This window comes from Gilliamella sp. App2-1 (genome assembly GCF_001690255.1).
Classification (GTDB): domain Bacteria; phylum Pseudomonadota; class Gammaproteobacteria; order Enterobacterales; family Orbaceae; genus Gilliamella; species Gilliamella apicola_G.
Map to the genome: position 1 here is coordinate 40,795 of NZ_LZGR01000006.1, position 21,521 is coordinate 62,315.

The 21,521-nt window shown below is 37.6% G+C and carries 16 protein-coding genes; 12 read left to right on the forward strand and 4 right to left on the reverse strand.

The genetic code is table 11. The features are described 5' to 3' along the window. Nucleotides 1–21: 21 nt before the first annotated feature. On the forward strand, nt 22–648 hold the full coding sequence (gene upp / locus A9G22_RS00480) for a uracil phosphoribosyltransferase (protein WP_065587659.1): 627 nt from the start codon (nt 22–24) through the stop codon (nt 646–648). Nucleotides 649–749: 101 nt separating this feature from the next. Further along, nucleotides 750–2,009: a uracil-xanthine permease family protein gene (locus tag A9G22_RS00485; protein ID WP_081297044.1), complete on the forward strand. Its 1,260-nt coding sequence runs from the start codon at nt 750–752 to the stop codon at nt 2,007–2,009. 527 nt (nt 2,010–2,536) lie between these two features. Here A9G22_RS00485 and lysS read toward each other — a convergent pair. The 4 genes from lysS to A9G22_RS00505 form a co-directional block, all read right to left on the reverse strand. Further along, nucleotides 2,537–4,054, reverse strand: a complete 1,518-nt coding sequence (lysS, locus tag A9G22_RS00490) for a lysine--tRNA ligase (protein WP_065587660.1) — start codon at nt 4,052–4,054, stop codon at nt 2,537–2,539. 30 nt (nt 4,055–4,084) lie between these two features. After that, nucleotides 4,085–5,183 (reverse strand): peptide chain release factor 2 gene (gene prfB, locus A9G22_RS00495; protein WP_141669922.1). Its coding sequence is split into 2 segments (ribosomal slippage): nt 4,085–5,107 and nt 5,109–5,183, totalling 1,098 coding nucleotides; the frame shifts between segments, so codons are not numbered across the junction. 185 nt (nt 5,184–5,368) lie between these two features. Then, entirely contained in the window at nt 5,369–5,995 is a 627-nt protein-coding gene (locus A9G22_RS00500; RefSeq protein WP_075508119.1) for a Fe-Mn family superoxide dismutase, read from the reverse strand. A 136-nt stretch (nt 5,996–6,131) separates the two neighbouring features. Then, complete coding sequence (locus A9G22_RS00505) at nt 6,132–6,950, reverse strand: VanW family protein (protein ID WP_065587673.1); 819 nt, start codon at nt 6,948–6,950, stop codon at nt 6,132–6,134. Nucleotides 6,951–7,411: 461 nt separating this feature from the next. On the opposite strand from A9G22_RS00505, the gene tssB reads away from it, so the two are divergent. The 10 genes from tssB to A9G22_RS00555 all read left to right on the forward strand — a co-directional run. Further along, nucleotides 7,412–7,912, forward strand: coding sequence for a type VI secretion system contractile sheath small subunit (tssB, locus tag A9G22_RS00510; RefSeq protein WP_065587663.1), 501 nt, complete (start codon nt 7,412–7,414; stop codon nt 7,910–7,912). A 74-nt stretch (nt 7,913–7,986) separates the two neighbouring features. Continuing rightward, nucleotides 7,987–9,519, forward strand: a complete 1,533-nt coding sequence (tssC, locus tag A9G22_RS00515; protein WP_065587664.1) for a type VI secretion system contractile sheath large subunit — start codon at nt 7,987–7,989, stop codon at nt 9,517–9,519. Between the two features lie 27 nt (nt 9,520–9,546). After that, the gene (tssK, locus tag A9G22_RS00520) at nt 9,547–10,899 is read left to right on the forward strand and encodes a type VI secretion system baseplate subunit TssK (protein ID WP_065587665.1); all 1,353 of its coding nucleotides are present in this window, start codon (nt 9,547–9,549) and stop codon (nt 10,897–10,899) included. 10 nt (nt 10,900–10,909) lie between these two features. Further along, nucleotides 10,910–11,575 carry a type VI secretion system protein TssL, short form gene (tssL, locus tag A9G22_RS00525; protein ID WP_075508120.1) on the forward strand — a complete coding sequence of 222 codons (666 nt, stop codon included), beginning with the start codon at nt 10,910–10,912 and terminating at the stop codon, nt 11,573–11,575. A 9-nt stretch (nt 11,576–11,584) separates the two neighbouring features. Further along, nucleotides 11,585–13,345 carry an OmpA family protein gene (locus A9G22_RS00530; protein WP_075508121.1) on the forward strand — a complete coding sequence of 587 codons (1,761 nt, stop codon included), beginning with the start codon at nt 11,585–11,587 and terminating at the stop codon, nt 13,343–13,345. Nucleotides 13,346–13,380: 35 nt separating this feature from the next. Then, nucleotides 13,381–13,869 (forward strand): Hcp family type VI secretion system effector, encoded by a 489-nt coding sequence (locus A9G22_RS00535; RefSeq protein WP_065587668.1) that lies wholly within the window; start codon nt 13,381–13,383, stop codon nt 13,867–13,869. A gap of 77 nt (nt 13,870–13,946) precedes the next feature. Further along, the gene (gene tssH, locus A9G22_RS00540; protein WP_075508122.1) at nt 13,947–16,799 is read left to right on the forward strand and encodes a type VI secretion system ATPase TssH; all 2,853 of its coding nucleotides are present in this window, start codon (nt 13,947–13,949) and stop codon (nt 16,797–16,799) included. A 53-nt stretch (nt 16,800–16,852) separates the two neighbouring features. Next, complete coding sequence (locus A9G22_RS00545; RefSeq protein WP_075508123.1) at nt 16,853–19,339, forward strand: type VI secretion system Vgr family protein; 2,487 nt, start codon at nt 16,853–16,855, stop codon at nt 19,337–19,339. 2 nt (nt 19,340–19,341) lie between these two features. Then, the gene (locus A9G22_RS00550; RefSeq protein WP_075508124.1) at nt 19,342–20,271 is read left to right on the forward strand and encodes a hypothetical protein; all 930 of its coding nucleotides are present in this window, start codon (nt 19,342–19,344) and stop codon (nt 20,269–20,271) included. A gap of 29 nt (nt 20,272–20,300) precedes the next feature. Further along, nucleotides 20,301–21,521 (forward strand): toxin VasX (locus A9G22_RS00555; protein WP_141669923.1); only part of this gene is annotated, 1,221 nt, incomplete at its 3' end.

A 21,521-nucleotide genomic window follows, 5' to 3' on the forward strand; every position in this document is an offset into this window, starting at 1 on the left:
AAAATAACACTGAGGCCCTCCATGAAAATAGTTGAAGTAAAACACCCTCTTGTACGCCATAAAATTGGTTTAATGCGTGAACACGATATTAGCACCAAAGACTTTCGCGATCTTGCCAGCGAAGTTGGCAGTTTATTAACTTATGAAGCCACTGCGGATCTACCTACCGAAACAGTAACGATCAATGGTTGGTGTGGGCCCGTTGAAGTTGAACGTATCAAAGGTAAAAAAATTACGGTGGTACCTATTTTACGCGCAGGTTTAGGTATGATGGATGGTGTGCTTGAACATATACCAAGTGCTCGTATTAGCGTTGTTGGTTTTTACCGTAATGAAGAAACGCTCGAACCTGTTCCTTATTTCGAGAAGTTAACCTCAGATATTGAAGAGCGAATGGCTTTAGTTGTTGATCCAATGCTAGCAACAGGTGGGTCAATGGTAGCGACAATCGATTTGCTTAAAAAAGCAGGTTGTAAAAATATTAAAGTATTAGTTTTGGTTGCCGCACCAGAAGGAATTAAAGTGCTTGAACAAGCTCATCCTGACGTTGAACTTTATACTGCATCGATTGATGAGAGGTTGAATGAAAAAGGCTACATATTGCCCGGCCTGGGTGATGCAGGAGACAAAATCTTCGGCACAAAATAGAATCTCAAAATTTAGACCGGTTTATCCGGTTTTTTTATGCCTGTTAATCAGACAAATTATATACAAACTTAGTTAAGTAAGAGAGGCGCAATGTGAGTAATATCACAACAGACAAATCAAAAAATATAACATCACTGCATAAGCATTCTTGGCAGGATATTTTTACTGGAGCACAAATGTTATTTGTTGCATTTGGTGCTTTGGTGCTAGTACCACTATTAACGGGGTTAAATCCGAATGTGGCTTTTTTTACGGCTGGAGTGGGCACTTTATTATTTCAATTAACCACTAAAGGTAAAGTCCCAGTATTTTTAGCTTCATCATTTGCTTTTATTGCCCCTATTTCATTTGGCGTTGCGCAATGGGGAATCCCCGCTACTTTAGGCGGTTTAGTGGCTGCCGGATTTGTATTTATGTTTTTTGCTTTTTTGGTAAAAATAAATGGTAAAGATGTCATTGATCGCATCTTGCCGCCGGTTGTGACAGGTCCAATTATTATGGTTATTGGTTTATCGCTTGCACCGGTTACTGTTGGGATGGCAATGGGTAAAGATAGTGGATTGCAAGCTGAAAATTATCAATTGATTATTATTTCAATGGCATCATTATTAACAACGTTAGTGGTAGCTATTTGGGCAAAAGGATTTTTAAAATTATTACCTATTATTTCGGGTATTGTGGTTGGTTATACGCTTTCTTGCATGTTTGGTATTGTTAATTTTCAACCGGTGATTGATGCGCCATGGTTTAAAGTGCCTGATTTCACGTTTCCTGAATTTCATTGGCAAGCCATTTTGTATATGCTTCCAATTGTAATTGCACCAACCATTGAACATGTGGGCGATATTATGGCAATTAGTACTGTCACAGGTAAAGATTATACGCGTGATCCTGGTTTGCAGCGTACGTTGCTTGGTGATGGGCTAGCTACTTCGACAGCAGGACTTTTTGGTGGACCACCGTGTATTACTTATGCTGAAGTGATTGGAGCAGTAACTTTAACCCGTAATTTTAAAACTCGAGTCATGACATGGGCGGCACTTTGGGCGATTTTAATGTCTTTTATTGGCAAGATAGGCGCTTTTTTAAGTTCAATTCCAACAGTAGTCATGGGGGGAATTATGGTGCTACTGTTTGGTTCTATTGCATCAGTAGGTATTAATATCTTAGTCAAACATAAAGTGGATCTTTCCGTACCTCGAAATATGTGTATTGTCTCATTAGTCTTAGTTTTTGGGATCGGTGGGATGATCTTTGATTTTGGATCGTATGCCCTACAAGGCATCAGTTTATGTGGTATTTTAGCCATTGTGTTAAATCTTATATTGCCACATCAAGCCAAACCGACTGATAGCCACTAAATTAATTCACTTTTCGTTGACTATATTTATAGTCAACGATTTTATAATATAACCGCGTTAATCTATTTATTGCTACATTATTGTGTATTGCTTAACACTTTAAACAATAGATAAAAGTGAATAATTACTCACTTTTTTATTAAGCACTATTAGAATAATACTTATCTTTATCATTTTATGATTGTTGTAACACGACAATAAATCAATTTTAGCAATATTGATTCTCTTTTTAATGTTAGACGATTAATTGATAAAGCATGCTTTTGTCGTTTATGATGGCATACTAATTACTAAGTATGTAAGTAATAACTTACAATGTTTTTTGTGAATCATCAAGTTTGCTATTGCTTAACTGAGTATTAAATGAATGCGGAATTTAGATTAGTTATTCTTAAGTAAAATGAGACAGCAAGGTTTTTTATTAGCTATAATACAAAATCGTTTGTCAAAAAGTTTCAGGAAAGTATGTGTTTCAGTATAAAAGCACACTTGTCAAAAAATAAGTGTGCTTTTAGTAATAAGTTATTTTATTTAGTTGGACGCATAGTTGGGAATAAAATAACATCACGAATAGTATGGCTATTGGTAAATAGCATCACTGTGCGGTCAATCCCAATGCCCAATCCTGCTGTAGGTGGCAAGCCGTGTTCAAGTGCGGTAATATAATCTTCATCATAGAACATGGCTTCATCGTCACCCGCATCTTTTTGTGAAACTTGGTCTGCAAAGCGTTGAGCTTGATCTTCCGCATCATTAAGTTCTGAGAATCCATTGCCAATTTCACGACCGCCAATAAAGAATTCGAATCGGTCAGTAATAAACGGGTTTTCATCGTTACGGCGAGCAAGCGGTGAAACTTCTGCTGGATATTCAGTAATAAACGTTGGTTGAATTAAATTTGCTTCAGCCACTTCTTCAAAAATTTCAGTGACAACTCGACCCAGTCCCCAGCTTTTTTCGATTTTGATGCCAACTGATTGTGCAATGGCACACGCTTTATCAAAATCATCTAAATCAGCGTTATTGGTTTCAGGGCGATAATGGCAAATTGCTTCACGCATGGTCATTTTAATAAATGGTTTACCAAAATCGAAAGTATGCTCACCATATTGCACAACAGCATCACCTGTTACCGCAATTGCTAAACGGCGGAATAAGGCTTCGGTTAATACAATTAGATCTTTATAATCGGCATAAGCCATGTACATTTCCATCATGGTGAATTCTGGATTGTGTCTTGGCGATACCCCTTCGTTACGGAAGTTACGGTTAATTTCAAAAACACGCTCAAAGCCACCCACCACTAAACGTTTTAAATAAAGCTCTGGCGCGATTCGTAGATACATATCTAAATCAAGCGCATTGTGATGTGTAATAAATGGTTTAGCTGATGCACCACCTGGAATGACTTGCATCATTGGGGTTTCAACTTCCATAAAGTGATTTTCAAGCATAAAGTTACGGATTTCGTTAACCACTTTTGAACGCGCTTTAAACGTCTCTCTTGATTCTTGATTGGTGATAAGATCCAAGTAACGTTGACGATAGCGCATTTCTTGATCGGCAAGTCCATGAAACTTATCAGGTAATGGACGTAGTGCTTTGGTTAGTAAACGAATTTCTACACAGTGAATAGAAAGTTCGCCTGTTTTCGTTTTAAATAGGTAACCTTTCGCACCGACAATATCACCTAAATCCCATTTTTTAAATTGCTCGTTATAAAAACCTTCAGGGAGATCATCACGGGTAACATAAAGTTGGATCTGCCCAGCAACATCTTGCAAAGAAACAAACGACGCTTTACCCATAATACGGCGCATCATCATACGCCCAGCGACCGTTACGGTAATTTTCTTTTCAATGAGTTCTTCGTTAGTTTTATCGCCGTACTGTTTATGAAGATCGCTTGAAATTGCATCACGACGAAAATCGTTAGGGAATGCAATGCCTTGTTCGCGAAGATTAGTCAGCTTTTCGCGACGTACTTTTAGTTCGTTATTTAACTCTTCAATTTGGTTTTGTTGCTCTTGCTGCTGTGTTGACATAATTTTACCTTCTATTCATAACCAAGCGGTTTATAAACCTGCTTTCAAGCTTTCTTCAATAAATTGATCTAAATTGCCATCTAATACGGCCTGTGTATTACGTGTTTCAACGCCAGTGCGTAAATCTTTAATACGTGAATCATCGAGCACGTAAGAGCGAATTTGACTACCCCAACCGATGTCAGATTTGTTTTCTTCCATTTGTTGTTTTTCGGCATTTTTTTTCTGCATTTCAAGCTCATAAAGTTTTGCTTTTAACTGCTTCATTGCCTGATCTTTATTGCTGTGTTGAGAACGGTTATTTTGACATTGGGTTACTATGCCGGTTGGGATATGGGTAATTCGTACCGCAGACTCGGTTTTATTGACATGCTGCCCACCGGCACCCGATGCACGGTAGACATCAATACGAAGATCAGCTGGATTAATATCGATATCGATATCATCATCAATTTCAGGATAAACAAAAACTGAAGAAAATGAGGTGTGGCGTCGATTACCTGAGTCAAATGGACTTTTACGAACCAAGCGATGTACACCTGTTTCTGTACGTAACCAACCGTAAGCATAATCGCCCGATACTTTAATCGTTGCCGATTTAATACCCGCAACATCCCCGTCAGAGACTTCTATCACTTCGGTCGCAAACCCCTTTGACTCAGCCCAACGCAAATACATTCTCAGTAACATTTCAGCCCAATCTTGTGCTTCAGTGCCTCCTGATCCAGATTGGATATCCAAATAACAATCTGCGCTATCGTAATTGCCTGAAAACATACGCCGAAATTCAAGGCCGGCCAGTTTTTTTTCTAGTTGATCAAGTTCGCTGTTTGCTTCATCGAAAGTCTCTTGATCTTCCGCTTCAATAGCCAGTTCAAGTAAGCCTTCAACATCGTCAAGACCTTGCGTTAAAGAATTGATAGTATTGATGATTTCATCTAGTGCAACGCGCTCTTTACCTAACGCTTGCGCTTTTTCGGGATCGGCCCAAACTTCGGATTGCTCTAATTCAGCATTGACTTCTTCGAGCCGTTCTTTTTTTACATCATAGTCAAAGATACCCCCGAATCACAACCGTGCGTTCGGTAAGTTCTGCTATCTTTGATTTAACAGGATTAATTTCAAACATGATTTAAATTGGTTTGCTCAGTTTTATGATTTTTTACAAGCGTTCATTGTAGCGGATTTGGGCATAATTTAGCAATTGCCAATTATCATTTTTGATTTGAACTTGATGACCAAAGTATTGAGAGAAAAGCAAAGATGGCGCATAAAGCCCCATCTTTTAAGTTGAAAATAATGAGTACAACAGAATTATTTTTTTGCTTCAGAATATAGCTCAGCAACTTTATCCCAGTTAACCACATTCCAAAAGGCACCGATATAATCAACACGACGATTTTGATATTTCAAATAATAAGCATGTTCCCAAACATCAAGTGTTAGGATAGGTGTACCAGAAACACCAGCAAATTTATCCCCCATTATAGGAGAATCTTGGTTAGCTGTTGAAACTACTTCAAGTTTACCATTTTTTAATACTAACCATGCCCAACCAGAGCCAAATCGCGTTGCCGCCGCCGCTGCAAATTTTTCTTTAAATGCATCAACTGAACCAAAATCTTTTTCGATGGCTTCTTTAAGTTCACCTTTAAGTTCGGTACCGACTTTTAATAGTTCCCAAAAAAGCGTGTGATTAACATGTCCACCCACGTTATTTTTAATGCCTGTAAGTTTATCGGCAGGCACTTTATCTAAATTTTTTAATAAATCACTAGGGCTAAATTCTTTTAATTCAGCTGGCAAAGTTTCAAAAATGGCATTGGCATTATTCACATAGGTTTGATGATGTTTATCGTGATGAAGATGCATCGTTTCAGAATCGATATAAGGTTCTAATGCGTCATAAGCGTAAGGTAAGGGAGGTAAAGTATAAGCCATGAAATTTGCTCCTTTCATATATTAGGTATTATCAATTACTTTAATTTATGAGTATACGGGCTATTAGTATAGCCCTCAAACTATCGCTTAGATAGTTAGTGACTATCTGTTATTAGGCTGATTATTATTTTTCTAATTAGCTTTTATTATTTGCTATGAATGGGGAATACATCATAATTGCGTGATTTTCGCTGATGAGCTTTTCTTCAACATGGTTATCAATTAAATATGTTTTGCGTTGCCATATTTTATTATGTCTGGTATAGCCTCCCCACCATTGTTGTTCAATACGATGATCGGTTTCTAGAATTTCATAATGATGACTTAAAGGAGTATCTGCAAGTAATTCACCGTGTAAATATTGTTCATCAAGCCAAAGATTAAGTCGGTAAGAGGTAGTGGTTTTATTGAGTACTTGTAAATCTACATAGTTATAAGACAAGGTCGCGCCACAAGCAAAAGGAATTGTACGATTGATATCAGGAAAAACATCAAAACTATGACGCCAACGCTCAATAATGGTGAGATCAGAATGTAACACAATCCAATAAATTAAATTACCTAATTGACATAATCCACCACCAATATCTTTGCCTATCTGTCCATTATGTAATGATAGCCCTTCTAAAAATCCTCGTTTTTTGGATGGACGCCCTACTTTTTGCCAGATCGAAAAACGTTGATTGGGCTTAATGATTGAACCATTAAGTTTTTCAATGGCTAATCTAAGATTGGTGATTTTATTATATTGCAAATACATATCAACATCTTTTAGAGGTCTTAGTAAAACAGACTGATGTTTTTTGTGTGAATAACAACAGGTATTATTATTTATGTCGACAGTACTATATGCGTTATGATGTCGCCACCAATCCAATTTTCGTTTTAAGATAAAATATTCTTTGCCTAATTTTAGCCTTAATTTACTACGTTTTATCGGTTTATCGACAATCATATCCTTCATATTTTTCCATTTCCTTACCTACAATATATATAATCGGTTATTTTTCTAAAGATGACTGATAGTGCTCGCTCAACTTGTTGAGAAAAGCAAAAATTTTTGATTCATTACAGTGTAATCATGATAGTGAGGCTTATCAAGCGTATTAACAAAGCGGTAATTTGCTGCTTGTTTAAGCTCTTTTTTCGAGGGCAGTCAATAATTCAACTACTTCAGACGTTAACTCCATATAGCATTAAATACCATAAACACATTTATGATGAGCAGTGATTTGACGAGGGCAACTTTCACTAGAACCAATAAACTGGATATCTAAAGTAATAATGTCTTATTTTTTAAGTGCTTATAATATTTTGAATTTTATTGTAATTTTTGAAAAAATAAAGTAATTTATTATGCTAAAATGTTTATCTTTTTAGATTACATATAATAATCGGTTATATAAGGAATAGAATATGTCAAATAGTTATCAAAACGAAGTTCCCCCTGCTCGTGTCAATATTCAACTAGATCTTCATACTGGTGGGGCTCAAAAGAAAGTTGAATTACCATTAAAAATTTTATCTATTGGTGATTATGGTCGTGGCAAAGATAAACGTCCTCTTTCAGAAAAAGAAAAAGTATCCATCAATAAAAATAATTTTGATGCTGTATTAAAAGAATTCAGACCTACAGCCAAAATTAGTGTACCGAATACTATTGCTGATGATGGTAGTGATATTAGTGTAGATCTCGCTTTTGAATCAATGAATGATTTTAAACCAGAACAAGTCGCAAGAAACATTCCCCAACTTCGTTCTTTGCTTGCTATGCGTAATCTATTAAGAGATTTGAAATCTAACTTACTAGATAACGCTACATTTCGTTACGAACTAGAGAAAATAGTAAAAGATGAACAATTATCTGATGAGCTCCGAGCTGAATTAGAATCAATTGTGACTGAAAACACCAAATAAGTGTTTTTAACAAATTACCTCAGTTACTTTCGAAATAAATTATATCGTTATTGATAAGCAATAAGGAAAAAGCGATGAGCGAACAAAAAGAACAAAAAAATGCAAATAAAACTGTTTTAGAAGATAATGGCAGTGTTTATCAATCTTTATTTAATAAAATAAATTTAAACCCGATTCAAAAAACAGGAGAGATAGATAAATACGAAGACAATGAAGTCTTATTTGAGGCCTCACAAGATGAACGGGTTACGATGGCTGTTGATATTTTGCTCAAGTTGATTCAAAGCTCATCTCAAAAAGTTGAAAAGCTAGATAAACATTTATTGGATTACCATATTAGCCAAATCGACCAAAAACTAAGTCGACAATTAGATGCAATTATGCATAACGAAACTTTTCAAGAAATTGAAGCAACGTGGCGAGGTTTAAAATTTCTAGTCGATCGTACAGATTTTCGACGTAATGTAAAAATTGAGTTATTAGACGCTTCAAAAGAAGAGCTTCGCCAAGATTTTGAAGACGCACCAGAGATTAGTCAAACAGGTTTTTACCGACACACTTATATTCAAGAATATGATACGCCAGGTGGAGAGCCAATCGGAGTGACTATTTCAAATTATGAATTCGATCGTAGTCCTCAAGATATTGCTTTGTTACGTAATGTTTCAAAAGTAGCAGCAGCGGCACATATGCCATTTGTCAGTTCAGTTGGTCCAAAATTCTTTGGTAAAGAGACGATGGAAGAAGTCGCGGCAATCAAAGATATTGGTAATTACTTTGATCGTGCGGAGTATACTAAATGGAATAGTTTCCGTGAAACTGATGATTCACGTTATGTTGGATTAACATTACCAAGAGTATTAGCACGTTTACCTTATGGTCCAGATACAGTCCCCGTTCGTAGTTTTAACTACATTGAAGATGTTAAAGGCATTGAACATAGCCGTTATTTATGGGCAAATGCTTCATATGCTTTTGCCGCTAATATGGTACAAAGTTTTATTCGTAATGGTTGGTGTGTACAAATTCGAGGTCCTCAAGCTGGAGGTCTAGTCGAAGATTTACCTATTCATCTCTACGATTTAGGTACAGGTAATCAAGTCAAGATCCCAACGGAAGTTCTTATTCCTGAAACACGTGAATTTGAATTTGCTAATTTAGGTTTTATCCCCCTCTCTTTTTATAAAAATAGAGATTACGCTTGTTTCTTTTCTGCAAATTCAGCACAAAAACCAGCGTTATATGATACAAAAGAAGCGACTGCAAATAGCCGTATTAATTCTCGTTTACCATATATCTTCTTGCTATCACGTATCGCTCATTATTTAAAAGTGATTCAACGGGAAAATATTGGAACAACAAAAGATCGTAGAGTACTTGAGCTTGAGTTAAATAAATGGATCAGCAATCTTGTCACTGAAATGACCGATCCAAGTGATGAAGTTCAAGCATCTCACCCATTACGAGAAGCAAAAGTAATCGTTGAAGATATTGAAGATAATCCAGGATTTTTCCGTGTTAAAACATTTTTAATCCCACATTTCCAGATTGAAGGAATGGATATTAATTTATCGATGGTATCACAGATGCCAAAAGCTAAAGCTTAATATCAAAAAAATCTGGGAGTAGGATTCATGAAAATTTTTCGTCCTTTATGGAATGAAGGCGTCTTTCTGACGCCTCAACAATTTCAACAACAAGCTTTATGGCAACAATTTTCCTCTCAAAAATTAGCTGCTATGGCAGTAGCTAATCCTTGGGGTATTGAAAAGTTAGTTATTGATACACAAGCATTGGCAATAGATCGCTTACAGGCAGAATCAATTAGTATTCGCTTTCGTGATGGAGTATTAATTAACACTGACACTGCAGATACGTTACCAAAAGCTAGAACACTAAATACAGACATTCCACCTGAACGTGAAGACGTTACCGTATTTGTTGGTATTCCATTGCTACAGGCCAATGGGGGTAATTGTTTACAAGACAATCAACAAATTGAAAGACCGCTTCGTTATAGGCAAGAATGGGTAGATGTAACAGATTTGTTTGGACAAAATGCTGAGACGATCGCTGTTGAACGTTATGCACTAACTTTTTTATTTGATTTTGAAGATCATAGTGATTATTTAACATGCCCAATTGCATGTCTTAAACGTGATCTAAATGGTCGTTTTGTTCTTGATCTTGATTATCTTCCACCCCTCATTAATTTATTTACTCAAAGTGGATCATTAATCAAAGAGTTGGAGCTCTTATGTATTCAAATGCAGGCTAAACGTCAGCGTTTAATGGGAATGCGACATGAACGTAATGATCAAATGGCTGAATTTGCGATAGCCGATGTATCTCTATTTTGGCTTTTAAATGCACTAAACACATTTGAGCCTCAACTCAAGTTTTTACGTGATAATCCAACTATTCATCCTGAAAACCTTTATCAAACATTAACGGCATTAACGGGTGCATTGTTAACATTTTCATTAACAAATGACGTAGATAACATTCCCGCTTATCAACATACCAACCTTAATGAAGTTTTTCCGCCATTATTTGGGTTAGTGCGCAACTTGTTAGAAGAAAGTTTACCATCTCGTGTGATTAAAATTGATTTGGTTCATGACAAAGACACATTATGGACTGGTCGCTTAAATGACTCTCGTCTTGTCGAAGATGCAGACTTTTATCTTTCTGTACGTTCAAGTATGCCGGGTCACCAATTACAATCACAATTTCCAATATTATGTAAAGCAGGTGCGCCAGATGATGTAAGGCAAATTATACATTCAGCGTTATCAGGGATCCCAATAAAAGCACTTAGCCATGTTCCTGCGGCAATACCGATACGTTTAGAAAACCAATATTTTGCACTGGATCTATCACATGATGCTGCCAAAAATATGTTGCTCACGCGATGTTGTGAATTTTATGTACCACGAGCAATGCCAGATATTTCATTAGAACTTTTCGCGGTTTTGCGATCATAGGGTCAAGATTATGAGTATAGAACCAAAAACAATAGTCATTGATGAATTATTACGAGATTCGATATTGGTTGTTGTACAACTAAAAGTGAAAGCAGATATTCCATCAGGGCATAAATTATATGAACTTTGTAAACAACAAGTGACGGCTGTCCGTGATACATTATATAACGCACAATATAGCCAAGATGTGATTGATGATATTAGCTATGCATTATGCGCATTATTAGATGAAACAGTATTACTCTGCCATCGGGATAACCCCAAAAACCAAGACTATGATGAATGGTTGGGTGCACCACTACAAGTGATCTTTTTTAATACACATAATGCGGGTTATCATTTATTTGAAAAAATTCGTACACGCTTAAAAGCGGATAAAAAAGATCCAATTGTATTAAGTTGCTTTGACAGAGTGCTAGGGCTTGGCTTTCAAGGATGTTACCTTGATAAACCTCAGATGGAGCGAGAACATTTGGTTTTAGCACTGCGTGAAGCTGTACGAGAATATGAACCAGAACAATCTCATCCTATTATTGAACAAACTAAGACTTATCGTTATTTAGGTCGCAAAACGTTGTTGTTATCTTGCACGGTATTATCAGTTCTCTCAGTTATTGTTCTTTACTTTGTATTAGATTATCGACTTGATATGTTGATTAAAAAAATTGTAGGTTAAGGGAAATTTATGAGCGATTACCCTAAACGAATCCAAATTATTTATGCTGTCATATTAAGTCTATTATTACTATTTGTTTTTTTACCAATAACCATTGGTTGGAAGATTATAGGTGCTTTTTTAGTCTTAGTTGTTGCGGGTGGATTACTATGGCGGATGAAAAACTATCGACGAATGCTTGCATCATCAACAACAAATATAGAATTTTTAACCCAAAAACTTGATTTATTACCTGCAAAACAACGTTATCGTTTACCTATTTTATTGGTCGTAGGCAGTGCAGCAAAAGACTTTTTTCCCGAAGATTTATCACTAGCGGAATCGAATATTGTTGTATCATCCGAAGCTATTTGGATCTATATTGATGAGTATTCTCACTTACCTATCGTTTATGATTCATTAACCGCAAAATGGCCAGATATGACAGGGCGAGTTGGAATATTTCTTGCATTAGTACCTGAACTTGAGGACAAACAAGGAATATTCATTGCTAAATTGCAAGCATTTCGTCAATCATGGGTAGACACATGTCGAATTGCAAAATATCAACTACCTGTATACATATCGACGCATATTGGTCTAAATAATTTGATTTATGATGAACAAAATTCATTACCTGTTCATTGGTTTCAATTAGTCGATCACAAATTATTCTTACTTGATAGCTATTTATCACCACTAGATAGTTGGGTTAATGATATAAAAATACCCACTCACGAAAGAGAAAGACGATTACGATTAATACCATTTTTAAACGAAACACAATCTTGGATTGAAACTGTCATATTAACGACATTAGTTGACACAAAACAACCTATTGCAAAATGTGAACCGACAGCAATGGCGATTTATCCCATAAATCAATCTATTGTGAACGACAATATCATACAAAAAAGATGGGAAAGTATCACGACTTTATCTCTTCCCAATAATCATAAAATCGAAGATAACGTAAGCCCGCCAGATGCCTTAATTAAATTTATGCCAATAGCTTACCCTTTTTCACCTATTTGCTTGATGATTTGTGGCTTAATCACGATCACATCTTTATTTATTATAGGATGTTTGGGCGCATCGTTTGGGAACAATATTAAACTTTCCGAAAAAATACAAAATGATATTCAACATTATCGTTTGATATCGATGGACAGTTATGAAGAAAAGCGACAAGCATTAGAACAACTCAAAGAAGATAGATCAATGTTAAATGAATATTTAGCTCAAGGAGAACCTGTTCGTTTTGGAATGGGGCTTTATCACGGGCAACAATTACTTGAGCCATTAAATATGTCTATGAGTGATTATGTGGCTAAACCACCAGAACCAGAAAAAATTATTATCAAAGAAAAAGAAATTATCACAAAAGAACCCCCACCTGTGATTCGTTTAGATAGTTTAGCATTATTTGAAAGTGGTCAATCAAGCTTAAAATCAGATTCAACCAAGGTGTTAATTAACGCTTTAGTTGAGATGAAAAAACAGATAAATGCTAATCACAACACAGGGTGGCTTATTTTAATTGCAGGGCATACCGACTCAACGGGCGATAAAGATAAAAATATTCAATTATCACTTGATCGTGCAACAGCGGTACGTAACTGGATTATAAAAACCAGTGACATCCCTGAAACCTGTTTTGCTATACAAGGGTATGGAGCAAAAAAACCGTTAGTTAGCAACGATACCTTAGAGGATCGTGCAAAAAACCGACGAGTAGAAATTAGTTTAGTTCCTCAAATGTCAAATTGTATTTTGGCAAATGAAAACTAAATATTTTAAACAAAAACAAAAAAGGAGTAGAAATAATGGCAGTTCCAGCGTACATGTTTTTAAAAGACGATGGTGGTGCAGAAATTAAAGGTTCTGTGACAGTAGTAGGGCGTGAAGGTAGTGTTGAAGTGGTTGAGTTTGATCACAAAGTCTACATTCCAACAGATGGTAATACAGGTAAATTAACAGGAACACGTGTTCACAAAGCACTTGAATTTGTTAAAGAAGTTGATGCCTCATCACCTTACCTTTACAAAGCAGTAACTACAGGTCAAAACCTAAAGTCTGTTGAAATCAAATGGTACAAAATTAATGATGCAGGACAAGAAGTTGAATATTTCAATACATTAATGGATGGCGTAAAAGTCGTTTCTGTTAAACCTGAAATGCACAACGTTAAGGATCCAACAAAAGAACAATACAATCATTTAGAGCGTATTGAATTACGTTATGAAAAAATCACTTGGACTTATAAAGATGGCAACATCATCCATTCAGATAGCTGGGTAGAAAGTAGAGGCTAATGTGATTTTTGTTGATTCTGTTGTTATAACAGAATCAACATATTTTGATAAACAATAACATAATTAAAGGAATAGTAATGATTGCCGATCCTTCTGTTTTATTAAGGCGACTTAATCCATATTGTGCAAAAGCACTTGAAGCGGCAGCTGAATTATGCCAAACGAGAGCACATAGCGAAATTACACTTGAACATTGGTTATTAAAATTATTAGAGCAAGGATCAGGTGATATTACATTTATTGCAAGGCATTATCAGTTAGATATGGATAAAGTTTGGCAAGGGTTGTTAAATTATTTAGACACATTACCACATACGATTAATACAAAACCAAGTTTATCGTCATTATTGATTGCGGTATTACAGTCAGCATGGCTCAAGGCCTCACTTGAAGATCATGAAGAAGTTATTCGTTCGATACATATTTTGCAAGTCTTACAAGAAATGCCTCATTGCTTAAAAGCACAAGATGCGTGGCAACTGCTTAGTTTATCCGTTGTTTCATTACAAAAAATGCGTACCAAATTAGATAAAATTTCGGACGAAAACCCAATAAATCAGTACCGCTATCATTCAAATAATGATATCGATAATACAGAACATTTAAAAATTGATACTAACCAGGATTCGCAAACAGCTAATACTGAAAATAACCAACAACAAGCCGTGCAGCAAAAATATTATCAAGCAGCCCTTAGTCGATTTACTGAAGATATTACCGAAAAAGCGAAAACAGGGAAAATTGATCCTGTGTTTGGTCGTGATAATGAAATAAGGCAGATGATTGATATTTTATCTCGCCGCCGTAAAAACAATCCAATCTTAGTGGGTGAACCCGGTGTAGGTAAATCTGCATTAGTTGAAGGAATGGCACTGCGTATTGCAGAAGGAAACGTACCTAAAAACCTAAAAAATGTCAGTATATTAACGCTTGATCTTGGTTTACTACAGGCGGGTGCTGGCGTCAAAGGTGAATTTGAACAAAGATTAAAAAATGTGATTGAGGCTGTTCAACAATCATCGACTCCAATACTACTTTTTATTGATGAGGCACACACTATTATTGGTGCTGGAAATTCCGCTGGTGGAGCAGATGCAGCAAATTTATTAAAACCTGCTCTAGCTAGAGGAGAACTACGAACTATTGCAGCTACAACATGGTCTGAGTATAAACAATATTTTGAAAAAGATGCTGCGCTAGAGCGCCGTTTTCAGATTGTTAAAGTTGATGAACCCGATGATGAAAGAGCCTGCCTTATGCTACGTGGATTAAAATCACGTTATGCCAAACACCATGGGGTTCATATATTAGATGAAGCGGTCAAAACAGCTGTATCGCTCTCTCGACGTTATATCAGTGGACGCCAGCTTCCAGACAAAGCGGTTGATCTATTAGACACTGCATCTGCACGCGTACGAATGGGGCTTGACACTATTCCTGATATAATTACTCAACTTGAAGCCAAAATCGGCGCACTCTTGATAGAAAAAGAAGCTATACAAGCAGATTTAGCGCTTGGTGAAAATTTATTACCCGATCGTATAACTGAAATCGATCTGCAACTTAATGAATTACAAAATAAACTCACCATCCAACAAACACAATTTGAAAAAGAAAAAGAACTTGTTGAAAAATTGGTTGAGCTACGCAAACAATTGACTTTAAAAACGGATAAAAAAATACGAAAACAATTGGTAGAAACACAACAACAACTCATTGCACTACAAGGCAGTACGCCTTTACTCTCGTTAGATGTTGATAGTCGTACCGTTTCGTCAGTTATTTCTGATTGGACAGGTGTACCACTAGAAAGTTTATTAAAAGATGAGCAAAGCCATTTACTAATGCTTGAAGATGTTTTGCATCAGCGTGTAGTAGGTCAAGATAATGCATTATTTGAAATAGCAAAACGGATTCGTGCTGCAAAAACAGGGCTGACATCGGAAGATGCACCAATGGGTGTTTTTTTATTAGTTGGACCATCTGGTGTAGGTAAAACCGAAACAGCATTAGCTTTAGCTGATACACTCTTTGGTGGTGAACAATCACTTATCACCATTAATATGTCAGAGTATCAAGAAGCCCATACCGTATCACAACTCAAAGGTTCACCACCTGGATATGTGGGTTATGGTCAGGGTGGTATATTGACAGAAGCTGTCCGTAAACGTCCATATAGCGTTGTTTTATTGGATGAAGTCGAAAAAGCACATCGTGATGTATTGAATCTATTTTACCAAGTATTCGATCGTGGTTTTATGCGGGATGGTGAAGGACGTGAAATTGATTTTCGTAATACCTTAATATTAATGACTTCTAACCTAGGCAGCGATGAATTAATGGCATTATTTGATGAAATGCCAAATGTTGATATTGCAACACAGCAAGAATTATTGCGCCCTATTATACGCGAACACTTTCAACCAGCATTATTAGCGCGTTTTCAAACAGTCATTTATAAACCTTTAAACGATGTTGCACTGCGCAAAATTGTTGAAATGAAATTAAATAAAGTCGCAAGCCGATTACAAAAACACTACAAAATTGTGTTTAATGTGGGTGAAAAATTTTACGATACCTTAGTCTCTGCGTGTTTATTGCCAGATACAGGTGCACGTAATATTGATAGTATTTTAAATCAACAAATCTTACCTGTGATATCTAACCAGCTATTACAACGGGTTAACAATCACAACAATCAAACATTAACGTTACAACTCGACTTTAACGAAAAAGACGGCATTGTACTTGAGTGGGCAACAAATCAAAATAAGGTTACGCAAACAAAAGCTAAAAAGGCTATAACGGAAACTAAATTAATAGAAACAACAAAAGTTGCAAAAACAACCACCCAAAAGACATCAAAAAGAGGAAAAAAAGAGAACAGCAAAAAACAAGCAGTAAAAGATAAAATAAGTAATGAAAAATAAAAACTAATATAAATAACGGCAAGGTTAAATAAAAAAATATAAGGGAAAACAGTATGGCGAGAGAGCATAATCACTTAATCGGTCAATTAGGTGAAGGATGGGTTGACGGCTTAGTGACGGGTTTAGGGGGCGTCAGCCATAATCGCTATAGTTTAACCGTTGAAGGGCTGCGCTCGCCGTTGTCGGTTTTACATGTTGAGAGTGATGAGCAGTTAAATCAGCCTTGGCGTTATGTGATGACGTTTACCAGCGCTGACAAAGCGTTAGCTATTGATTCCGTGCTTAATCAAAAAGCCACATTCTCTTTTAATCCTGTTATCCAACAACCGCATCAAAGCTTAATGTCAACAATCTCATCGTTAAGTGACTTACCGTCGGTGAATGATAAGCGCACCTTACATGGGGTGATTACCGAGTTTAGTCAGTTATCCGTCAATAAAGAGGAAGCCCATTATCAGGTGGTGTTATCCTCGTGTTTAGCACGGCTGGCTGTGGGGCAACATAGTGCCATATTTCAACAGCAAAGCGTGGTGAGTGTAGTTGAAGAAGTGCTGCGCAGTCATGGTTTAACGGGCATTGATTACCGTCTAGAGTTAAAAGAGAGCTATCCTGAGCGGGAGTTTATCACGCAGTGGCAAGAGAGTGACCTTGAATTTATTCAACGCTTATTGGCTGATGTCGGTATCTGGTTTCGCTTTGAAACGCATGCTGAGCACCACTGTGATGTGATGGTGCTAAGTGATTATGAGCAAGGCTATGCGCAGGTGGATGATATCGACGATAAACCGCCCAGTGGCATGGCGGATAGTGGCGTTGAAAGTGTGTGGGATATCACCTTGCATAGTGAAGTGGTGGTCTCCTCAGTCAAGGTACAAGACTATCACTACCGTGATGCCCTCGCTGATTTACAGGGGGAAGTTAACACCCAACCCAAAGACCTCACCACCTATGGCAGCGACTACCGCTATGCCGAGCACTATCAAGGCTTAGATAGCAACGGACAGAAAAATCCACACACTCGTGGTGATGATAATCGTGATAACGGCAATAACCCTAATGAGAATAATACGCATGACGAAAATCAGATTGAAAGCGGTCAATGGTATGCCCGTATTCGCCATGAACAGGCGATTAGCCAGAAAATTATCCTCAAAGGTAAGAGTAACCGCTATCACCTTGCCCCCGGTCAATGGATTAACCTCAACGGCAGCTCGCTAGCAGATATTAATGACGGTATCATCATTTTAACGGTACAGGGGCAAGGTAACCGCACTGATGCCTATGCACTCACCTTTACCGCTATTCCCTATCAAGCCTTAAAACCCTATCGCCCTGCGCCTATACGCTGGCCACAAGTCAGTGGCACTTTACCTGCCCGTGTCACCAGTCCTAATCATGACACCTATGGCTATATTGACCCGCAAGGGCGCTATCGGGTTAAATTTAACTTTGATTTAAAAGAGTGGAAAAATGGCACGGAAAGCTTATGGGTACGCTTAGCCAAACCGTATGCGGGTAACACCTATGGCTTTCACTTCCCGTTAATTGACGGCACTGAAGTAGCCATCGCCTTTATGCAGGGCAATCCCGATAGGCCGTATATCGCTCATGCGATGCATGACAGTGCTCACCCCGACCATGTTACCACCATTAACAAACACCGCAATGTGATTCGCACGCCGGCTAATAACAAACTGCGCATGGATGATAAACGCGGGCAAGAGCATATTAAACTGGCTACCGAATACGGCAAAACCCAACTTAATATCGGTCACTTAGTTAACGAAAAAAAACAACCCCGCGGTGAAGGCTTTGAACTGCGCACTGATGAATGGGGCGCAATTGCCGCCAACAAAGGCTTATACCTAACCACGCAAACCCAGCCCAAAGCGCAAGGTAAACAGCTCGATATGCAAGCGGCAATAAGCCAAATTGAAAATGCCTTATCCATTGCCAAAGCCCTACAAAATGCCGCTACCCAGTCCGAGGCGCACAGCGCAGATACCGACAGCCAAGACCAACTTAAAGCCAACTTAACTCAGCTAACCCAAAGTGGCCTACTGGCCTATGCGCAAGAAGGCATTGCCTTAACCAGCCCTGAAAACATCCAACTGACAACAGCTAACAGCCTCACCTTAACCAGCGAACATCAAACTGATATTAACGCTTTAAACAACGTCACTGTTTCATCGGGCGAGGCTATTGGCTTATTTGCCCAAAAATCAGGCATGAAACTGTTTGCCAACCAAGGTGATATTGACCTGCAAGCCCAAAATGCCAACCTCAACATGGCTGCCAAGCAAGATATCAAAGTGGATAGTGTGGATGGCAAGGTGACCATTACCGCCAAAGATAACATTACCCTCATTTGTGGTGGCTCTTATATCAAAATCAGCAGTGAAGGCATTGAACTGGGTACACAGGATAATATCTATCTTAAATGTAATGTACAGCAAAAGATGGGACCGGCGAGCCAAACCAGAACCATTCAATTAACATCAAGTGAACTGAATGTAAAACGCTGCGCAGAAACGGATTGAAAATGATTACTGAATTAAATAATCAAAATAACTTTAACAACTATCGCTATTTACTAGTCGATAATTTAGTGGCACTTAATTCAATAAACCCATTATCACACGACTCATTAGTGAATCAATTTGGTGAAGACAAACTATTTGGTGAACAGAAACTCACTCAGGTATTACGTACCGATTTAGATTATGATCCAAGCATATGCCCGACACTGATTAAACTGGCAGAGCCCCATGAGTTTTTAGACAGTCCCATCCTGGATGAAATTGGTAAACAGGCTGAAATCGAATGTTTTTGGTCAAAGCGTTATATTTGCGCTTATATTGTTAGCCCCCTTAAACCGGCGATATTGGCAAAACAGCTGATAACTATAGGTAATAACATCGCTAAAATATTGCAACAGCCTTATTATCCTTTCTTTGAACCGTTTCGCATGCAATTTTTTCACGAAGTAGCTACCGACCAAGACACCGCATGGCTAAAATCGCAATTTGCTCAAATTGAAAACTATTATTATCCGTCCATTCAGGCTGGGCAGTTTATTCGTTTCACGGCCGATAGTGAACTGGAAACGCCAGACCGTTGGAGTACTCAGTATTGTCAGCGCTTAAAAAAACTGAGAATGATTCGAACCCTTGTTAAGGCATGGGCAAATAATCGAACGCAATTTGATGAGCAAAAAAATTTGCCATTCCATAACCAAGTCATTTTGCACTCAACGCAACTGGTTGAGCAAGCGTATCAATTAGGTTTAACTGAGGCTACCGATATCTTATTTTGGGGATTAAATGGCTTAAGGTACCAAACTGCTTTTACTCAGCATCCTAACGTGCTTGAACAAATTGCCAAAGCGCAAAAAGTGCCGAGCACATTGTCAAAACAGGTTATTGACGCCCATATTAACCTTGAAAGCCCATCACTTTCTATTAATGAATAACAAATAAGACAAGCATTAAAGAGCGTAAGATGCAAAAAATAGCCAACATCGCGATACAATATAAAAACGAAGCCGCCGGTCGTTGCCCTGCCTGTGAGCGAACAGGATTACCGGTCTTTTTATTGCGTCAAGCCGTGATAAAAACAAAATTCAATAAAATTAAACAGGTTAACCGCACTTATCAAGAACTGGCAAATTATGCTAAAACGTTAGATTTTAAACATCGCATGCCAGAAGCTCCCTTAGAATATTATGACTATGTATTTCGCACTTTGCGTAACGGTTATGTCTATGTGATGCAACAACAAGGTGATGATATTGAGAGCCGAATAATTGACGCATATGAATGCATTGATGGGGCACTACGTTTAAAAGACGCCCACGAACTGCCCCATACCCAGCCAAGACCATTATCAAAGGCGTGTAAAGATGCCTGTCACACCATTCCAGCCTCGTTTATTCATCTTGATGATAAGCGCTTTACGCAAGCGTGGGTGGCTTATTCTTCACAACCTTGGCCCAAAAAGACCCTCGACGATTATCTCAAAGAACAAGATAGCCAAGTGTTATCGCGTTTTACCAAAATTGATATACAAAAACTCAAAGACTCACCGTCTGAGGCAACCGGTAACCGAGCGGTGCCGTTTAAAGATATTTTTGGTTATAGTCATGAACATGATGATAATGATAAAAGCAAAGTGCTCGAGTTTCGTTTTGGAGAGCAAGGTCTGGCGCATTTTAAATCGGCCCATCCATTTAAAAGTTTTGCAGAGCAAAAACACCGATTTGCCAGTCATGTTAACCGATTATACAAAGGTGACAGGGCTATTTCTTGCGGGGTCGTATTAGAAGACACCTTCGGTATCGCCGAAGAGCTCAACTCGCAACGGGTATCGCACCTGCATATGATTAACGAAATACCATTAACCGCAGAAGAAGTGAATTTAGCAGAAGAATTAATCGATGGTTTTGACGATTTAGATAAAGCAACGAAAATCTATGAACAACGAGCAGAAAACATGATCCAAACGATCAACCCGTTATTGAAAAATCAATTTAATTATTATCAACCAGTAATGTTTAAAAAGCGGGTAATTTTACAGTTAATGGAGCAGTACCGAACTTCGATTGAAGATTCATTCAACAGACAAATCGCAATACTGGAAAAAGAAGATGAAATCGAACTCGCTAATCGTTCTCCTGATAGTTATATTGGTGTGATAATGTCGTCACCACCAAAAAATGCGGTG